The 18,566-nt window shown below is 58.9% G+C and carries 16 protein-coding genes and 1 tRNA gene; 15 read left to right on the top strand and 2 right to left on the bottom strand.

From position 1 onward, the window contains the following. Positions 1 to 167: 167 nt before the first annotated feature. The 15 genes from ACQZ6D_RS15780 (at position 168) to ACQZ6D_RS15710 (ending at position 15,842) form a co-directional block, all read left to right on the top strand. Positions 168 to 244, top strand: a tRNA-Arg gene (locus ACQZ6D_RS15780). A 174-nt stretch (positions 245 to 418) separates the two neighbouring features. Then, positions 419 to 1,231 carry a class I SAM-dependent methyltransferase gene (locus ACQZ6D_RS15775; protein ID WP_306624797.1) on the top strand — a complete coding sequence of 271 codons (813 nt, stop codon included), beginning with the start codon at positions 419 to 421 and terminating at the stop codon, positions 1,229 to 1,231. A 217-nt stretch (positions 1,232 to 1,448) separates the two neighbouring features. Further along, complete coding sequence (locus ACQZ6D_RS15770; protein WP_448729821.1) at positions 1,449 to 2,594, top strand: ABC transporter ATP-binding protein; 1,146 nt, start codon at positions 1,449 to 1,451, stop codon at positions 2,592 to 2,594. After that, entirely contained in the window at positions 2,591 to 3,517 is a 927-nt protein-coding gene (locus ACQZ6D_RS15765) for a carbohydrate ABC transporter permease (protein ID WP_121556373.1), read from the top strand. Before ACQZ6D_RS15770 ends, ACQZ6D_RS15765 begins: the two co-directional genes overlap by 4 nt. Then, positions 3,517 to 4,338, top strand: a complete 822-nt coding sequence (locus tag ACQZ6D_RS15760) for a carbohydrate ABC transporter permease (RefSeq protein ID WP_003514860.1) — start codon at positions 3,517 to 3,519, stop codon at positions 4,336 to 4,338. Before ACQZ6D_RS15765 ends, ACQZ6D_RS15760 begins: the two co-directional genes overlap by 1 nt. 42 nt (positions 4,339 to 4,380) lie before the next feature. Continuing rightward, a complete protein-coding gene (locus ACQZ6D_RS15755) occupies positions 4,381 to 5,673 on the top strand; it encodes an ABC transporter substrate-binding protein (protein ID WP_025592292.1) in 1,293 nt (430 codons plus the stop codon). A gap of 66 nt (positions 5,674 to 5,739) precedes the next feature. Then, the gene (locus ACQZ6D_RS15750) at positions 5,740 to 6,540 is read left to right on the top strand and encodes a phosphodiesterase (protein WP_065703764.1); all 801 of its coding nucleotides are present in this window, start codon (positions 5,740 to 5,742) and stop codon (positions 6,538 to 6,540) included. 268 nt (positions 6,541 to 6,808) lie between these two features. Further along, complete coding sequence (locus ACQZ6D_RS15745) at positions 6,809 to 8,305, top strand: acetyl-CoA hydrolase/transferase family protein (protein WP_003514866.1); 1,497 nt, start codon at positions 6,809 to 6,811, stop codon at positions 8,303 to 8,305. A gap of 189 nt (positions 8,306 to 8,494) precedes the next feature. Beyond that, positions 8,495 to 9,817 (top strand): alpha/beta hydrolase, encoded by a 1,323-nt coding sequence (locus tag ACQZ6D_RS15740; RefSeq protein ID WP_013635402.1) that lies wholly within the window; start codon positions 8,495 to 8,497, stop codon positions 9,815 to 9,817. A 128-nt stretch (positions 9,818 to 9,945) separates the two neighbouring features. Beyond that, positions 9,946 to 10,983 carry a 4-hydroxyproline epimerase gene (locus tag ACQZ6D_RS15735; RefSeq protein ID WP_038489725.1) on the top strand — a complete coding sequence of 346 codons (1,038 nt, stop codon included), beginning with the start codon at positions 9,946 to 9,948 and terminating at the stop codon, positions 10,981 to 10,983. A 113-nt stretch (positions 10,984 to 11,096) separates the two neighbouring features. Continuing rightward, positions 11,097 to 12,134 (top strand): dihydroorotase, encoded by a 1,038-nt coding sequence (gene pyrC / locus ACQZ6D_RS15730; RefSeq protein WP_013635404.1) that lies wholly within the window; start codon positions 11,097 to 11,099, stop codon positions 12,132 to 12,134. Positions 12,135 to 12,304: 170 nt separating this feature from the next. Beyond that, entirely contained in the window at positions 12,305 to 13,003 is a 699-nt protein-coding gene (locus ACQZ6D_RS15725; protein ID WP_111790138.1) for an orotate phosphoribosyltransferase, read from the top strand. 97 nt (positions 13,004 to 13,100) lie between these two features. Continuing rightward, positions 13,101 to 14,027 carry a carbohydrate kinase family protein gene (locus ACQZ6D_RS15720; RefSeq protein ID WP_003514875.1) on the top strand — a complete coding sequence of 309 codons (927 nt, stop codon included), beginning with the start codon at positions 13,101 to 13,103 and terminating at the stop codon, positions 14,025 to 14,027. 124 nt (positions 14,028 to 14,151) lie between these two features. Next, positions 14,152 to 15,117 carry an acetylxylan esterase gene (locus ACQZ6D_RS15715; protein ID WP_065661600.1) on the top strand — a complete coding sequence of 322 codons (966 nt, stop codon included), beginning with the start codon at positions 14,152 to 14,154 and terminating at the stop codon, positions 15,115 to 15,117. After that, positions 15,114 to 15,842 (top strand): esterase family protein, encoded by a 729-nt coding sequence (locus ACQZ6D_RS15710; protein WP_448729820.1) that lies wholly within the window; start codon positions 15,114 to 15,116, stop codon positions 15,840 to 15,842. Before ACQZ6D_RS15715 ends, ACQZ6D_RS15710 begins: the two co-directional genes overlap by 4 nt. Positions 15,843 to 15,858: 16 nt before the next feature. Here the strand turns inward: ACQZ6D_RS15710 and ACQZ6D_RS15705 are convergent, their stop codons facing one another. Together ACQZ6D_RS15705 and pgi are read right to left on the bottom strand one after the other, a co-directional pair. Continuing rightward, positions 15,859 to 16,728, bottom strand: coding sequence for an ornithine carbamoyltransferase (locus ACQZ6D_RS15705; protein WP_019564396.1), 870 nt, complete (start codon positions 16,726 to 16,728; stop codon positions 15,859 to 15,861). A gap of 90 nt (positions 16,729 to 16,818) precedes the next feature. Beyond that, a complete protein-coding gene (gene pgi / locus ACQZ6D_RS15700; RefSeq protein WP_038489735.1) occupies positions 16,819 to 18,444 on the bottom strand; it encodes a glucose-6-phosphate isomerase in 1,626 nt (541 codons plus the stop codon). Positions 18,445 to 18,566 lie beyond the last annotated feature (122 nt).

Raw genomic sequence — 18,566 nt, 5'->3', positions numbered from 1 at the left:
TCGCCCCATATGGCCACTCAAAAATGCCCTTGATGGAATTTCTAGTATAATCAATAAGATACATGAATTGCTGCGGAAAAATGACAATTTCGAAACGAAATCGCTTGCAATCGGAATGAGGACGTTTTAGAGGATCGCCACGCCACCGGAAATGACCGGAACGGCACGCACCCGTAGCTCAGCTGGATAGAGCACCAGACTACGAATCTGGGGGTCAGGAGTTCGAATCTCTTCGGGTGCGCCATTTCTCTTCCCACAAAAATACTATGACACGGCCTTTACTCAAGGCTTTTAGTCATGCAGATAGAATATCGGCACCGTTGGCATATCCGTAAAACCCACGTGGCCGAACAGATTCCGAATTTCCCTTATATGTGCTAAAGTTCCGGGGTCATCAGCTGACCGCAGGGTGAAAGCCATGTTGGAAACGGACAAGGTTTTTGCCGGCTCTATCCCAGAAAACTACGACCGCTATATGGTGCCGTTGATTTTCGAGCCATTCGCCCGCGATCTGGCACGGCGGGCGGCGGCGTTGACGCCGATCAATGTTCTGGAAATCGCCGCAGGTACCGGGGTTGTCACGCGTGAACTGGCACCAGGATTACCGCCCGCGGCAAACTATGTCGTGACAGACCTCAACCAGCCGATGCTCGACTTTGCGGCGTCGCGCCAGGTGCCCAACAATCGCATACAGTGGCGCCAAGCCGACGCTCAGGCGCTGCCGTTCGAAAATGCTGCTTTCGATCTCGTTATCTGCCAGTTCGGTGCAATGTTTTTTCCCGACCGCCCGTCTGCCTATCGCGAAGCGAAGAGGGTGCTGAAGCCCGGCGGCCATTATTTATTCAACGTATGGGACCGCATCGAGGAGAATCATCTCGCGAATGACGTGACGAACGCCCTTGCAAGCCTGTTTCCCGACGATCCGCCGCGCTTCATGGTCCGCACCCCGCACGGCTACCACGATACGACATTGATTCGTGGTGAGCTGGAAAGTGCCGGCTTCTCTCGGGTGGTGATCGAGACGATAGCGGCGCAAAGCCGTGCATCGTCACCGCGCATTCCTGCCATCGCCTATTGTCAGGGAACCGTTCTCCGGACCGAAATCGAAGCCAGAGCGCCGGGAAAACTTGAAGCCGCGACGGACTGCGCGGCATCCGCAATTGAAGCGCGCTATGGCAGCGACGAAGTCGTCACCAAAATTCAGGCTCATGTGATTCTAGCAGCCGTTTAGAAACCGGGCCCGCGAGGCTCGCAGGGCCGGTGAACAAGCGTCGAGCTCGGATAGTCGAACTGCCCCCTGATATTAGCGGTTTTTTGTGAAGGTCGGTATCGCAAGGCATGGCGATGAGCCGGGATTGCCGGGCTTTTCAGTGTCACGGAACTTTCTGCAAACCTTCGTCATATTGTCATACAATATAAGCATATGCGCTCCAGAAAAGGAGCGCAGAATGACGCCACAATCACTTGAACTTTCGGGTATCGGAAAAGGCTTTGGAGCTGACGATGTTCTGAAAGAGATCGATCTTTCCATCCGTCCCGGAGAATTTTTGTCCCTCGTCGGCATGTCCGGCTGCGGCAAGTCAACGCTGCTGCGCATCATCGCGGGGCTGGAAACGCCGGATCGCGGTTCGGTGACGATCGGCGGTCAGGATGTGACGGAGATCGATCCAAGTGACCGCAATCTGGCGATGGTGTTTCAATCCTACGCGCTTTATCCGCATATGAGCGTGCGCCAGAACATCGCGACGCCGCTTCGGATGCGACGTCTGCCGCTTGCTGCACGCTTGCCGCTGATCGGAAGATTTGCGGCGCCTGCCGAAACTTTGCGCCAGATCGATGCTGCCGTCGAACATGCGGCCGAGACCCTGCAGATCGCGCATCTGCTGGACCGCAAGCCGGCCCAGCTTTCAGGTGGCCAACGCCAGCGCGTGGCGCTAGCCCGGGCACTGGTGCGCTCGCCTGCCGCATTCCTCATGGACGAACCACTCTCCAACCTAGATGCAAAGCTTCGCGCCCACATGCGCGAGGAGCTTGCCGGGCTGCACCGGCGGTTGGGCGCGACGTTTATCTACGTCACCCATGACCAGATCGAAGCGATGACAATGTCGGACCGCATCGCGCTGATGTCGGAAGGTCGTATAGAGCAACTGGGCACGCCGGACGAGCTTTACCGGAAACCGGCGACACTGACGGTTGCGCGCTTCATTGGCACGCCGTCGATCAACCTGCTGCCGGTGGAAATTCATGCTGAAGGTAAGGTCACGGCTTTCGGCCGCGATCTTGGCGTCGAGGCTTCTGGTCGTGATGCCGGCCCGGCGACGCTTGGCCTTCGCGCCGAGGATCTGCGCCCGGGTGCGGAAGGCTTCGCGGTGCGGGTGACCCGCAGCGAAACCCATGGCGCGGACCGTTTCGTGAACTGCCGTCTTCTGAGCGACGAGACCGTCGCCATTACCCTGCGTCAGGCCGCGGGCGAGGTGTTGGGCGCCGATGAGAACGGCGTGATGAACCTCGGCTTTGCGCCGGAGCGCGTGCATCTTTTTGCCGCAGACGGCCTGCGTCGCAAGACGACGGTGCGTGAAATGGTGCCGGCATGACGGCGGTTGATTTTTCCTCGGCCACGGGCGCAAAGTCTCGCCCGCGCCTCTCGAAGGCGGACCGGCGGATGATCTGGCGTGGCTTGATGTTCGCGGCACCGGCAAGTCTGCTGCTTTTGGCGATCTATATCGTTCCCATATTCGTTCTGGCCGGTTTTTCCCTCACAGATTACAAGCTCGGCGCACTCTCCACCCGCTTTGTGGGTCTCGACAATTTCGTGAAGGCTTTCCACGACCCGGTCTTCCTGCGCGCGCTGGCGAATACCGCCATTTATGCGGTCATCGTCATTCCCTTCGGCGTGTTCCTGGCGCTCGGCGTGGCTTTGCTCGTTTATAATCGCAAGCGCAGCCGTGCCTTCTGGGAAGTCGCTTATTTCCTGCCCGTCACCGCAACGCTCGTCGCCATGGCGACCGTGTGGCAATTTCTGCTGCATCCTTCGCTTGGCCCGGTGAATGCGGCGATCAAGTGGTTCGGCTTCGAGCCCGTCGCGTTCCTCTCCAACCCGGTCCTGCTCATTCCCACCATGGCGCTGATGGGTGTCTGGCAGGTTCTGGGCTTCAACATGGTGCTGTTCCTCGCCGGCCTCACCGCCATTTCGAAGGATCTGCACGAGGCATCGAGGCTGGACGGCGCGAAAAACCCGATCGACCGGTTCCTGACGGTGACTTGGCCGATGCTGGGGCCGACGACGATGTTCGTGGTGGTCACCACCTCGATCTCGGCCTTCAAGGTGTTCGAGACGGTTGCCGTGCTGACCAAGGGCCGCTTCGGTTCCGAAACCCTGCTTTTCGATCTCTATCTTGAAGGGTTCGAATATTCCAACACCGGTTATGCCGCTGCGCTGACGGTGATCTTCCTCGCTATCGTGTTGATCCTCTCGATCGGCCAGACGCTGCATATGGACCGGAAGGTGCACTACTGATGGCCGCGCTCCGCAAATACTTCCCGCATCTCGTGCTGGCACTCGGCGCTTTCGTGATGCTCCTGCCGTTCTACTGGATGATGTTGACGTCGATCCGCTCGCCTGCGGAAATATTCGACGTCTCGCTCTGGCCGATCCCGGCGAAATTCGATGCCGTTGAAAACTATACCCGCGCAGCGAGCCAGGTGCCGATGGCACGTTTCATGCTGAACGGCGTCATCGTCTGCGTCGGTATCCTCGTCGTACAGGTCCTGACATCGGTGCCAGCGGCCTATGCGCTGGCGAAGCTCAGGTTTCCGGGTCGCAAGCTGCTGCTGGGTCTCATCATCGCGGCACTCTGCGTGCCAATTCAGGCACTTGCCCTGCCGCTTTTCGTCGGTCTGGCGAAGACGGAACTGCTGAACACCTATTTCGCGATGATGATGCCGTTCTTCCTGTCGGTCTTCGCCATTTTCCTGTTCAACCAGTCCTTCCGCAGCTACCCGGATGAAATCATCGAAGCGGCCCGCATGGATGGTTTTTCGGAAATGGAGATTTGTTGGGGACTGGTGCTGCGCGGCTCGCTGCCTTCGCTCGCGGCTTTCTCGATCTTCTCGCTCGTCGCCCACTGGAACGACCTTTATTGGCCGATGATCGTGGTCTCCGACACCAATCTCGCCCCGCCGCCGCTCGGCATGATGCTTTTTGCGGATGTCGAATCCGGCGCCAATTACGGTGCCCTGATGGCGGGCGCAACACTGATTACCGCGCCAATGGTGCTGTGCTTCCTCCTCGCACGGCGGCATTTCATCGCCGGTATTACCATGACCGGCGTCAAGTGACGTCGTTCGAACTCCTCCTCCCAACCCATTTTGGAGAATGACATGAAAATCAACCGACGCGCTCTGATGGGCGGTCTGGCACTCGGAGTGGCCTTTGCAGGCCTCGCAACGCCGGTTCTTGCCAACGAAATCACGCTGAACGTTCTCTACAACCTGCCGGGTTTCACGAAATTTCATCAGCCGCTGGCCGATGAATTCATGAAGAAGAACCCGGATGTGAAGATCAACTTCCTCGCTCCGGCCGCAGGCTACAATGAAGGCCAGCAGCAGGTCTTGCGCTCCGCCGTCACCGGCAATCTGCCCGATGTTTATTTCTCGGGTTACAATCTGACGGCGGAACTGGTGCACACGCTCGCACCGCGTAACCAGATCACCGATCTTAGCCCCTTCATCCAGGCTGAAGGCGGTCAGGCCTTCCTCGACAAGAACTACAGCCCGAAGATGGCAGCTCTCGGCCAGATCGACGGCAAGCAGTACGGCCTGCCGGTCAACGCTTCCTCGCCGATCATCTACATCAACTCCGACCTCGTCACCAAGGCTGGCGGCGACCCGGACAAGATGCCGACGACCTTCCCGGAGCTGATCGCTCTCGCCAAGAAGATCAAGGCACTCGACCCAAAGTTTGCGGGCATGAGCTACGACATCAATGGCTGGCCGGATGACTGGTTGTGGCAGGCGCTTGTTTTCGAACAGGGCGGCAAGCTCGTTGACGAAAAGACCAAGACCGTTGCGTTCGACAACGAGATCGGCCTCAACGCCCTGAAGATGACCCGCCAGTTCGTCACCGAAGGTGGCCAGAACCTGCTCGACTGGGACCAGTCGCGCCAGCAGTTCGGTGCAGGCCTTACCGGCTTCATCTTCTCGACGCCCGCTCACGTTCAGACAATCCAAGGTCTGGTTGGCGATCGCTTCAAACTGAAGACTGCAACCTTCCCGCTCGACAACAAGGAAAAGGGCGGCGTGCCGACCGGCGGCAACTCTGCCGTTATACTGACGCAGGAAAAAGCCAAGCAGGATGCTGCGTGGAAGTACCTGAAGTGGATCACCGGCCCCGAGGCGCAGAACACCATCGTGCGCATCACCGGCTACCTGCCGACCAACAAGCTGGCAACCGGCGCTGACTTCCTGGCTCCCTATTACGCCGAGAACCCGAATGTGAAGACAGCTTCGCTGCAGGCTGATCGTTCTCTGCCGTGGGCCGGTTATCCCGGTGGCGATTCCGTCCGCATCTGGCGCACCCAGCGCGATATCATCGGCACCGTCATGCGCGGTGAAGTGTCGCCGGAAGCTGGTCTCAAGCAGATCGTCGAGCAGACCAACGCCCTGCTGAAGTAAGCGATACCATCGAAAAGGCTGCGGGAACCACATTCCCGCAGCCATTTTTATGCAGAGAGACCGACAATGAAGATCATCCAGATTACAGACACCCATCTTTTGCCGCCAGGCATCGCGATAAACGGCGTGGATCCCGAGAAGCAGTTGCGCGCGGCGATATCAGATATTGTCGAAAAACACGCAGACGCCGACCTTCTGGTGATGACGGGCGATCTTTGCAATTACGGCGAGCCGGAGGCCTATGAACTCCTTCGCGACATTTTGGCGCCCGTGTCCTTGCCCGTGCGGCTGATGCTCGGCAATCACGACCGCCGTCCGGAATTCGTGGCGGCTTTTCCCGAACAGCCACGGGATGAAAACGGCTATATCCAGTCCTTTATCGATACCGAATTCGGCCGGCTGCTGTTTCTCGACAGCCACGAGGCCGATGTCATCGGCGGCATGTACGGTGCGGATCGCCTGACATGGCTGGACAAGGCGCTTGAAGGCGCTGGCGACCTTCCCGTGACGGTTTTCGTTCACCACCCGCCAATGGATTGCGGTATCCGGCATTTCGAAAACATCGGCATGCATGATGACGGCGCGGTTATGCAGCGTCTAGGCAGACATCCGGCCGGCGTGCGCCATATTGTTTTTGGCCATATCCACGTTCCGATGGCGGGCACCAGCGCCGAAGGCATCGCCTATAGTTCCGGCCAGGCCTGCGCGCATCGCTTCATCACAGATATCGAGGTTGTCGATCCCCTGTGGACCGGCGGCAACCCCTGTTACCGGGTGATCAGCCTCGGTACATTCGGCATGCGTGCCTATGATGTCGAGGTAGGGCAGGTCGTGCTGGGTCAGGCCTCCGCATGCGAAGGCCCCTGAATAGCTGAGGCAACCCTCCGGTATGCGACGAGGCGATCCATACGCCTCATCAGCGGTTGCGGTCGGCTGCGATGCTGCGATCGCCCCGCAGCCTGTCGCGCCGATGCGCCACTTGCGGTCTGTCGATCAGATTTGATGGATCAAAGCCATGGTCCCGTTCACACCCTTGATCTATGTCAGTTTCATCGTTGAAACTCCGCGCCATAGTCACTGGTGAGGTGGCCAGCCACGTGACGCGCCATCTGGAATGCAGATCATGGAGAAGTGCATGCTTGAAAAGCGTATCCGCAACGCGTCCCTCTTGAACAGGATCGTCAGCGCCGAAGAGGCTGCCGGCCTCATTCAGGATGGCATGACGGTGGGCATGAGCGGCTTTACGCGGGCCGGCGAAGCAAAGGCGGTACCGCTGGCGCTGGCCGAGCGTGCGAAGACGCACCCGATGAAGATCACCCTGATGACCGGTGCATCGCTTGGCAATGATCTCGACAAGACCATGGTGGAGGCGGGCATGCTGGCGCGCCGTATGCCGTTTCAGTCCGACCCCGCTTTGCGCAAGGCGATCAATGACGGCAAGGTGATGTTCATCGACCAGCACCTTTCTGAAACGGTCGAGCAATTGCGCGGCGGCCAGATCCACGGCGTCGATGTTGCCATCATCGAGGCGGTGGCGATTACGGCGGACGGCGGTATCGTGCCCACCACATCCGTCGGTAATTCGGCGAGCTTTGCCATTCTGGCCGAAAAGGTCATCGTTGAGATCAACCTGTCGCAACCCGACGTTCTCGAGGGGTTGCATGATATTTTCATCCCCGCAAAACGCCCCACCCGCATGCCCATTCCGGTGGTGGCAACGGACAGCCGCGTCGGTCTGCCGTTCATTCCGGTGCCGCCGGAAAAAATCGCCGCAATCGTCCTGAGCGACAAGAGCGACAGTTTTTCGACGGTGCTGCCACCTGATGACGAGACCAAGGCGATTGCCGGCCATCTCACCGAATTCCTGCTGAATGAGGTCCGTCATGGCCGCATGACCCACGAACTCCAGCCGTTGCAGGCCGGTATCGGCACCATCGCAAATGCCGTCATGCACGGTTTCATCGATACGCCGTTTCACGATCTCAAAATGTATTCGGAAGTTCTGCAGGATTCGACCTTCGAGCTTTTCGACGCGGGCAAGCTGACTTTCGCCTCCGGTTCATCGATCACGCTCTCCTCTGCCATGAACGAACGGGTCATGCCGCGACTGGCCGATTACAAGAGCAGGCTGATCCTGCGTCCGCAGGAGGTCAGCAATCACCCGGAGGTCATCCGCCGCCTCGGCATCATCGGCATCAACACCGCGCTGGAGTTCGATATTTACGGGAACGTCAATTCCACTCATGTCGGTGGCACTCACATGATGAACGGCATTGGCGGCTCGGGGGATTTTGCCCGCAACGCCTATATGTCCATCTTCGTCACCAAGTCGATTGCCAAGGGCGGCGCCATCTCCAGCGTCGTGCCGATGGTCAGCCATGTCGACCATACCGAACATGATGTGGATATTCTGGTCACGGAAATCGGGCTGGCCGATCTGCGCGGCCTTGCCCCGCGTGAGCGCGCTGCTGTCATTATCGCAAATTGCGTGCATCCCCACTATCGCGATGCCCTGACGGACTATTTCCAGCGGGCAGTGGCACGTGGCGGACATACGCCGCACCTCATTGAAGAGGCGCTGTCCTGGCACAATGCCCTTCGCGAAAGGGGCACAATGCTGCCGCAGCGATAGAACTCGCCTGCACGTTACAATCACGTCTCCCGGCTCCGCAAGGCGGGAAAATTGGGTCTGTTTGGACACACCGGTGCGGAAATCTCCGCGCTTGCGCGATGGTTGCTGGCGCGGCAGTTCCGCCTCCGGTAGAAATTCCTGTCCTCTGGCCGCTATCCGGCTGCCTTTGGGTTGCAGGAGAATGATGTGATGCCCATCCGCTTCGTAGCCATAATCGCGATTGTTGCCCTGCTCGCTGGCTGCGGGGGGCGTCCCATCGGGGTCATGACGCCAACAGGGCAGACCGTGGCGGGAACCACGCCCGTCAATCTCCTGGTCGCCACCACGCGAGCTCCCTCGGACAATGCCGCCGTGCTTTTCGGCGGCGAACGCGGAACCGGCTTGAAGGTCGATGCCGTCACCATCTCCATTCCGCCCAAGGCCAACCGCAAGGTCGGGCAGGTGCAGTGGCCGAAGAAGCTGCCGCCTAACCCTCTGAAGGATTTCACCACGGTGGCGGTTGAGCCTGTTCGTTCCGAAGCGGAGACGAAAAGCTGGATCAGCAAACATATCCATAAGGACCGCCGCGTTCTGGTCTTCGTGCACGGTTTCAACAATCGTTACGAGGAATCGGTCTATCGCTTTGCGCAGATCGTCTATGATTCCGGCTCGGATGTCGTGCCTGTGGTTTTCACATGGCCGTCACGGGCGAGTATTTTCGACTATAATTACGACAAGGAAAGCACCAATTACTCGCGCGATGCGCTTGAGGAAATGCTGACCCGTCTGGCAAAGGACAAGTCGATCGGCGAGGTCACGGTCATGGCGCATTCCATGGGCACATGGCTTGCCGTGGAGGCGCTGCGCCAGATGGCCATCCGCAACGGCCGCGTCGATCCGAAGATCAGCAATGTCATTCTGGCAGCACCAGATCTCGATGTGGACGTGTTCAGCCGGCAGTTCGCCAGCTTCGGCAAGGCGCCGCCGAAATTCACCCTGTTCGTCTCGCAGGATGACCGTGCGCTCAGCCTGTCGCGCCGCATTTCCGGCAATGTCGACCGTCTGGGCCAGATCGACCCTTCCGTCGAACCCTATCGCAGCCAGCTGGAAAAGGCTGGCATCACTGTTCTCGATCTGACCAAGCTGCAATCCGGTGACCGGTTGAACCACGGCAAATTTGCAGAAAGCCCTGAAGTCGTGCGCCTGATCGGCGACCGCCTCATTGCCGGCCAGACTGTGACGGATTCCGATGTCGGTCTGGGGGAGGCGCTGGGCGCGGTCAGCATCGGTGCCGCGCAAACTGTCGGAACGGCGGCAAGCGTCGTGGTCAGCGCGCCCATTGCGGTTTTCGATCCGCGCACGCGTGAAAATTACGGCAGGCAGGTGGAGAGGCTCGGCCGCTCTGTTGAAAACACCGTCGGATCGGTTGGTGATACGGCCGGCTCCGTGGTGGACGATCAGGCAGTTCAGTCTTCGCGAGTGAATTGCGACGCCGCCGCCAATCGTAACCGGGCGGAGTGCCGAAATCGCTAGATCATGATGAGAACTGGATGGCGAAAACCATAAGCGATTTTCGCCATCCAGCTCGCGCAGATTTGTATACAGCTTGTATTTTTACCTATATGGTCCGGTCAACAGCTCAACTTCCGGAGTAAGATCCCATGCGTTGGAAACGCACCCTGCAGCTTCTCGATGTTCATTGCGAAGGCGAAATCGGCCGTGTCGTCACCGGCGGCGCGCCGAAAATTCCCGGCAACACCGTGGCCGAGCAGCTTAACTGGATGAATACCGATCCAAAAGGGGAAGCCCTGCGCCGCTTTCTGACTCTGGAGCCGCGTGGCACGCCCATGGGGTCAGTCAATCTTCTGCTGCCGCCGAAGCACCCGGATGCCCATACAGCCTTCGTCATTCTCCAGCCGGATCAGGCGCATGCCAGTTCCGGCTCCAATTCCATCTGCGCGACGACAGCACTTCTGGAAAGCGGCATGGTGGAGATGCAGGAACCGGAAACGGTCGTCATTCTGGAAACGGCCGCCGGTCTGGTCAAGGCCACCGCCACATGCCGCGACGGGCGCTGCGAAAAGGTCAAGCTGACCATGGTGCCGTCCTTCGTGCATGAGCTGGATGTGACCATCGACACGCCCGAATGGGGCAAGGTGACGATGGATATTTCCTATGGCGGCATCTTTTACGCGCTGGTCGATGTGCGCCAGATCGGCCTGACCATCGAAAAGGCCAATGCAGCGAAACTGGTTGCTGCGGGCATGATCCTCAAGGACCTCGTCAACAGTGAAATGACGGTCGTGCATCCCGAAATCCCCGCCATATCAGGCGTGGCCTATGTGATGTTCCGCGATGTGGATGCCGATGGTTCCATCCGCACCTGCACCACCATGTGGCCGGGCCGGGCGGATCGCTCGCCCTGCGGTACCGGCAATTCCGCCAATCTCGCCACGCTTTATGCGCGCGGCAAGGTGAAGGTGGGAGACGAATACAAATCCCGTTCGATCATCGGTTCGGAATTCGATGTCGGCCTTTCCGCCGTCACCGAAGTGGCAGGTCGTCCGGCGGTCATTCCCACCATTGCCGGCCGCGGTTTCACCTTCGGGCTGCACCAGGTCGGCCTTGACCCCTTCGATCCCTTTGCGGACGGCTTTGCCATGACGGATGTGTGGGGTCCCGAAGCGGGCGGCATCTGAGGCTCGCTTCAAAAAAATGACATTTACAGCCGCCCGATGCCTCTCGGCGGCTGTTTTCCTGTGACGAAAGATGCTAAGCGGGCGCCAATTCCGTCATGCTCCGAGGTATCCCGATGAAGTCGCTCACCCTTCGCCGCCCTGATGACTGGCATCTGCATCTGCGCGATGGCGCCATGCTGGAAGGCGTGATCGGAGATACGAGCCGCCATTTCGCCCGCGCAATCATCATGCCGAACCTGGTGCCACCGGTGGTCACCTGCGCCGATGCCCGAGCTTATCGAGAACGCATCGTCAAGGCCATTCCTGCGGGCGACCGTTTCGAGCCGCTGATGACGCTTTATCTCACCGAGGACACGCAGGCCGACGACGTGGAAGAGGGCAAGAAAAGTGGCCTTATCACCGCCGTGAAGCTCTATCCGGCCGGCGCGACCACCAATTCCCACGGCGGCGTGCGCGACTTCAACAAGGCGATGCCGGTTCTGGAACGCATGGCGAAGATCGGCCTGCCGCTTTGCGTGCATGGCGAGGTGACGACGCCGGAGGTCGATATTTTCGACCGCGAGAAAGCTTTCATCGACACGGTTCTGGAGCCGCTGCGCCAGCGCCTGCCTGAGCTCAAGGTGACGATGGAGCACATTACCACCCGCGATGGCGTGGACTACATAAAGTCGTCCAAGGCCAATCTCGCCGGTTCCATCACCACTCACCATCTCATCATCAACCGCAACGCCATTCTGGTCGGCGGTATCAAGCCGCATTATTACTGCCTGCCCGTCGCAAAGCGCGAGGAGCACCGGTTGGCACTCCGTGCGGCCGCGATTTCGGGTGATGCCCGCTTCTTCCTCGGCACCGATTCCGCCCCGCATGTCGATCCGCTGAAGGAATGCGCCTGCGGCTGCGCCGGCATATATACCTCGATCAACACCATGAGCTGTCTTGCGCATGTCTTCGAGCAGGAAAACGCTCTCGACAAGCTGGAAGCCTTCGCTTCCCTCAACGGCCCAGCCTGGTACGGGTTGGCGCCAAATGAGGAGACCATCACGCTGGTGAAGCGCGATGAGCCGGTGTCGTTTCCCGCCAAGATCGAGACGGGCGCCGGGCCGGTGACCGTATTTGATCCGATGTTCCCGCTTCATTGGGACGTGAGCTGATTTTTTTGATGACCGCCGGCAATGCCGGCGGTTTTGTTATGGTCCACAGGCATCCATAAGTTCCGGTGCCGCCTGCGGACGTCTGCAATGCTGAACCGAGACGTTGTGCTTTCCGAAAACTGGCCCCGGTTTTCGGAGCGATAAACCAAGGCCGAAAAAGGAGAACGCCTATGAACCATTTCACATTCACTGACCGCACTGTCGTTGCAGAACTGGTTGCGAAGATGTTGTGGGAAATCAAGGCGGTCCACTTCAATTCGGAAAGCCCGTACACCTTCGCTTCTGGCATGAAGAGTCCCGTTTATATCGACATGCGCAAGCTCATTTCCTTCCCGCGCATTCGCTCGGCGGCAATGGATTTTGCGGCAGCGGCGGTGATGCGCGAGGCCGGCTTCGAGAAATTCGACTGCGTCGCGGGCGGTGAAACGGCGGGCATTCCCTTCGCGGCTTTCCTTGCTGAGCGTCTTGGCCTGCCGATGATCTATTGCCGCAAGAAGCCAAAGGGCCATGGCCGCAACGCCCAGATCGAAGGCCATATGCCGGAAGGCGCGCGCGTGCTCGTCATTGAGGACCTGACGACGGCCGGCGGCTCGATGTTCACCTTCATCGACGCCATCCGCGCGGCAGGCGGCATTGTCGATCACGGTATTGCGCTCTTCTATTACGGCATTTTCGAACAGGCCGAAGCGCGCTTCGCCAATGGCAATGTCAAGCTGCATTATCTCACGACCTGGCGCGATGTTCTGGCTGTTGCCCGGGCTGAAAAGCTGTTCGACGAAAAGACCCTGTCGGAGGTCGAGGCCTTCCTCGATAACCCGCTGGCTTGGTCTGCAAAGCGCGGCGGCGTCAGCGAATTGCCGCAATCTTAATTTCGGATGCGGCCAGCCAGCTTGTGGCTGGCCTTCCGATCGATCTTCGTCTAAATCGATTTAAGTCCATTTGATTTGCTGTTTGAGGAGGACCGTAATGATCCTGTGTTGTGGTGAAGCCCTGATCGACATGCTGCCCCGGCAGACGACGCTGGGTGAGGCGGGTTTTGCCCCCTATGCAGGCGGAGCGGTCTTCAACACGGCCATTGCGCTCGGGCGTCTCGGCGTCCCGTCCGCGTTCTTCACGGGTCTTTCCGATGACATGATGGGCGATATCCTGCGGACAACCCTGCGGGCGAGCAACGTGGATTTCAGCTATTGCGCAACACTTTCGCGGCCGACCACCATCGCCTTTGTCAAGCTCGTCGATGGCCATGCCACCTACGCCTTTTATGACGAAAACACCGCCGGCCGGATGATCACCGAGGCCGAGCTTCCGGCCTTGGGCGCCGATTGCGAGGCGCTGCATTTCGGCGCGATCAGCCTCATTCCGGAACCCTGCGGCAGCACCTATGAGGCGCTTATGGTGCGCGAACATCAAAGCCGAGTCATCTCCCTCGATCCGAATATCCGCCCCGGTTTCATCAAGGACAAGCAGTCGCATATGGCCCGCATCCGCCGTATGGCTGCCATGTCTGATATCGTGAAATTCTCTGACGAAGACCTCGAGTGGTTCGGTCTGGAAGGTGACGAGGACACGCTCGCTCGCCACTGGCTGCATCACGGCGCGAAACTGGTCGTCGTGACCCGTGGCGCCAAGGGTGCGGTCGGTTACACCGCCAATTTCAAGGTGGAAGTGGCTTCCGAGCGGGTGGAGGTCGTCGATACCGTCGGCGCGGGCGACACCTTCGACGCCGGCATTCTCGCCTCGCTGAAAATGCAGGGGCTTCTGACGAAGGCGCAGGTCGCTTCGCTGACGGAAGAGCAAATCAGGAAGGCTTTGGCGCTCGGCGCAAAGGCTGCTGCGGTGACCGTCTCGCGAGCTGGCGCAAATCCGCCCTTCGCGCATGAAATCGGATTGTAAAGGATATGGTTGAACCGTTTTGAAAAGGCGGTTCACCACTCCTGCCTGGGCCAGGGTCGTAAAAAACCGATATTTGGATATCAAGAAGCTTGTGTCGGCCGGTCTTTCACGAAACAAGCATCGCATGAGCGTTCCAACAACCCATCCTTTCGATTTCGACCCGACCTATGGCATGCGGCGCGAGCAGTTGCTGGCCATTATCCCGCCTGAGGCGCCGCCGGGCTTTGATGATTTCTGGAAGAAGCGTTATCGCCGCGCGCTGGCCACGGATCCGCGACCGGTGCTGCGCAAGAGCAAACTCAGCCATCCCCGCTGGCATGTTCTCGATATCTCATACACATCCACCGGCGGCTTCCGCATCGGTGGATGGATGCTTCTGCCGCGCAAAGGACAGGTGCGGCGCGGACTTGTTGTCGGCCATGGTTATGGCGGGCGGGGAGAGCCCGATTTCGATGTGCCGGTTGAAGAAACGGCCGTGCTGTTTCCCTGTTTTCGCGGGCTTTCGCTAAGCGCCTGTCCGCCGATTTCGTCTGACCCGGCCCTTCATGTCCTCTACAACATCGACAGAAAAGACGACTACATCATCGGTGGCTGTGTCGATGATCTGTGGATCGCCGTCTCCACGCTCGTCACGCTCTATCCATGGCTGGAGGGGCAGGTGGGCTACAGCGGCATCAGCTTCGGGGGCGGGATTGGGGCTTTGGCGATACCATATGATGCGCGCATTGACCGGGGCCATCTGGTCGTACCCACATTCGGACACCGGCCGTTCTGGCTGACGCTGCCGACCGTCGGCAGCGCGGATGCGGTCCAGACCTATCAGAAGACCCATGCCAATGTGCTGGAAATGCTGCGTCTGTTCGATGCCGCTTCTGCGGCTTCCCGCATAAAAGTGCCGATGCTGGTCGCGCCCGCCCTGTTCGATCCGGCGGTGGCGCCGCCGTGCCAGTTTGCGGTTGCCAATGCCCTGCCGTTCTCAAAATTTAATGAAATCTTCATCCTAGACGCGGGACATTTCGAATACGCTGACAGTGCATCCCAAGATGCGGTCCACAGGGACAAGGTCAGACAGTTTTTCAAGGTGCCATGAAACGCGAATATCTCCGCTGGTATAGTCAAAGGCTTCATCGTGATATGGAGCTGTTGATATTCGGTCATTCTGGCGCCAAGGTGCTGATGTTTCCCACACGCGACGGGCGCTTCTTCGAATATGAGGAACTTGGCCTTGTCGACAGTCTGGCCGATAAAGTGGAGGCCGGCTATCTTCAGCTCTATTGTATCGAGGGGCTGGCCAAAGAGACCTTTTATGCGGCCTATAATCACCCGGCCGAGCGCATTCGCCGCCATGCCGCCTTCGAAGATTATATTCTCAATGAAGTGCTGCCGCTGATGGCTAAGAAAAACCCGCATGGTGATACCATCGTGCAGGGCTGCAGTCTCGGCGCGTTTCAGGCCGCCAGCCTCGTCTTTCGTCACCCACATCTTTTCCGCAAGCTCGTCGCCTTTTCCGGCCGCTACGATCTGACGATGAAGGTGGAAACCTTCGGCGATCTGTTCGACGGTTACTACGATGACGATGTCTATTTCCACATGCCGAGCCACTTTCTGCCGGACCTCGCCTGCGGCTGGCGGCTTGAAAACCTCCGCCGCATCGACATGGTTTTCACCATCGGCGATGCCGATCCGTTTTTGGACAACAATCATCACCTGAGCCGGGTTCTTAACGACAAGCAGATAGGGCATCAGTTGCATGTCTGGGAGGGACGTGCCCATCGGGCAGGCCCCTGGCGCAAGATGGCGGCGCTGTATATCTGAGGCGACCGGCGCCGTCTCAGGCGAGGAGAAATTCCATCAGAGCATTCTGCGCGTGCAGAAGAAATGCCTTTGCGGGCCGGCTTTGACAGGCCGGATGGGTCATTGCATCTGCCGTCACTTCCTGACCACGGGCGACCGGTGGGCAGGGTAAAAAGATCACCTCGGGCTGCATCCTGTCGAGAAGGGATGCGGATATGCGGTAGTCGATCAGGATATGATCCGAACCGGCGGGCCAGGAATCGGTAATGACCACATCCGCGTCGAGCAACTCCGCCATATCAGAGCTGGCCCGGAAATTCGGGTTGATGAGCGCAGCATCGGTGACGTGCCATTGTTCGGGGTAAACTTGTGCGACCTGAATTGGCAGGGAAATCGAGGCCTCGACCCACGAGCGCAAAATATTGGCATCCGGCGCGACGCCGACGATCTTGAGACCGTCGACCCGGCCTCTCAAGCTTTTGATGTGGGCAAGATCGCCAAGCGTCTCGCAGGGATGATTGGACTTGGTCCGCGCGTTGATGACGGGTGCGCGCATTTCGCCCGCAAGCGCCCGGAGGGTCGAGAGTTCTTTCGTGCGGATAATGACTAGATCGAACCAGTTGTCGAGATAGCCCGCCAGGTCGGCAATTTCTTCGCGACCATTAAAGCTGATCGGGACGGTGACACAAATACCGCCCATGGCCTGAATGCCGAGATCGAAGGCAGCGGTGTTGCGCCAACCGGTGTCGTCGACGATCAGCCCGATGCGTTTTCCCTTGAGCAGCTGTGGCATCGTGCCCTTTGACCAGTCCTGCGCCAGACTGCCTGCACGGTCTATGATCGACAGCACCGCATCTTCAGGCAGGTCATGAAACGCCAGAAAATCCTTGCCTTGCCGCAGTGCCATATGTGCCTCCAATCGGCGTTCCATCGATGCTGAATTGAAAAAGCCGGAAGTTTCCTTCCGGCTTTCGTAATTATCAAGGGAGCAAGGATTTTACCCCGCCAGTCCCGACAGCGCTTTCACCAGACCCTGTGTCGAGCTGTCATGGCCGGCTGCACTTTCCTTGCCTTCAACGACGGGAAGCAGGCCGGTTGCCAGTTCCTTGCCAAGCTCCACACCCCACTGGTCGAAGGAGTTGATGCGGAACAGCACGCCTTCCACGAAGACGCGGTGTTCGTAGAGCGCGATCAGACGGCCAAGCGCAAATGGCGTCAGCTTGTCGTAGACGAAGGTAATGGACGGGCGGTTGCCGGTGAAAACGCGGTGCGGCGCGATGAAATCGGCTTGGCTGTCTTCCATGCCCTTGGAGGTGAGTTGGGCTTTCGCTTCGGCCAGCGTGCGGCCCTTCATCAGAGCTTCCGACTGTGCCAGGCAATTGGCGATGAGAAGCTGGTGCTGATGGCGCAGTTCCGGTTCGAAACCGTTGGCGGCGATCATGAATTCCGCCGGAATGACGCTCGTGCCCTGGTGGATGAGCTGGTAGAAGGCGTGCTGGCCGTTGGTGCCGGGTTCGCCCCAGACGACCGGGCCGGACTGGCCTTCGACAGGTGTCCCGTCGATCGTCACGCCCTTGCCGTTCGATTCCATGTCGAGTTGCTGCAGATAGGCAGGGAAACGCGACAGGCGCTGGTCATAGGGCAGGATCGCCCGTGTGGAATAGTTTAGCACGTTGCGGTGATAAAATCCGATGAGACCGAGCAGCATCGGCAGGTTTTCACGGATCGGCGCCTCGCGGAAGTGCTTGTCCATGGCATGCGCGCCATCCAGAAACTTTCCGAAATTCTCCGGCCCGATGGCGATCATCAGCGGCAGGCCGATAGCCGACCAGATCGAATAACGTCCGCCAACCCAGTCCCAGAAACCGAAGATGCGATCGCTCTCGATGCCGAAGGCGGCAACCTTTTCCAATGCTGTCGAAACGGCGGCGAAATGGTGCTTCACAGCCTCTTCACCCAGCTTTTCGGCAATGAAACGGCGCGCGGTCGCGGCATTCGTCATCGTTTCGATTGTGGTGAAGGTTTTGGAGGCGACGATGAAGAGCGAGGTCTCGGGATCAACGAGCTTCAGCGTGTCGGCAATATGCGCGCCATCGATATTGGAGACGAAATGCGCACGCGGACCATCATGGAAAGGCGCAAGCGCCAGCGTCGCCATGACGGGGCCGAGATCGGAGCCGCCGATACCGATATTGATGATGTCGGTGATCTTCTTGCCGGTCGCACCTTTCAGGGAACCGGAGCGAATGGCGTCGGCAAACTTGCCCATGGCGGTAAGAACGGCGTTCACATCCGGCATCACATCCTTGCCGTCAACGAGAACCGGCGTGTTGGAGCGATTGCGTAGTGCGGTGTGCAACACGGCACGATCTTCGGTGAAATTGATCGCCTTGCCGGAGAACATCTCCTCGCGCTTTGCCTCGACGCCACCGTCGCGCGCCAGCTGTTCGAGAAGCGTGACGATTTCGTCATTAACAGCGCATTTGGAATAGTCCATCAGCAGGTCATCGAATTTGGCGCTGAAACGGCTGAATCGTTTGTCGTCGGCCGCAAAAGCAGCGCGCAGATCGGTTGCGGCTGTGCTGCTTGCCGTTGCTTTCAGTTTTTCGATGGTGGCCTGCATCTCGTGCTCCTCGGCTTCCTGGAAGGATGAGGAAACTATTCTTTTTCAGGCGACCAAATCAAGGCGACTTCGGTAAAAGAAATGGACTGGGAGAAAAGAAAAGAGCCGGTCACCCGGCTCTC

It is taken from the genome of Agrobacterium sp. 22-3639C2, from assembly GCF_053522105.1.
Note: the sequence above shows the minus strand (reverse complement) of the source record. Positions and strands in the feature narration are given on the sequence as shown.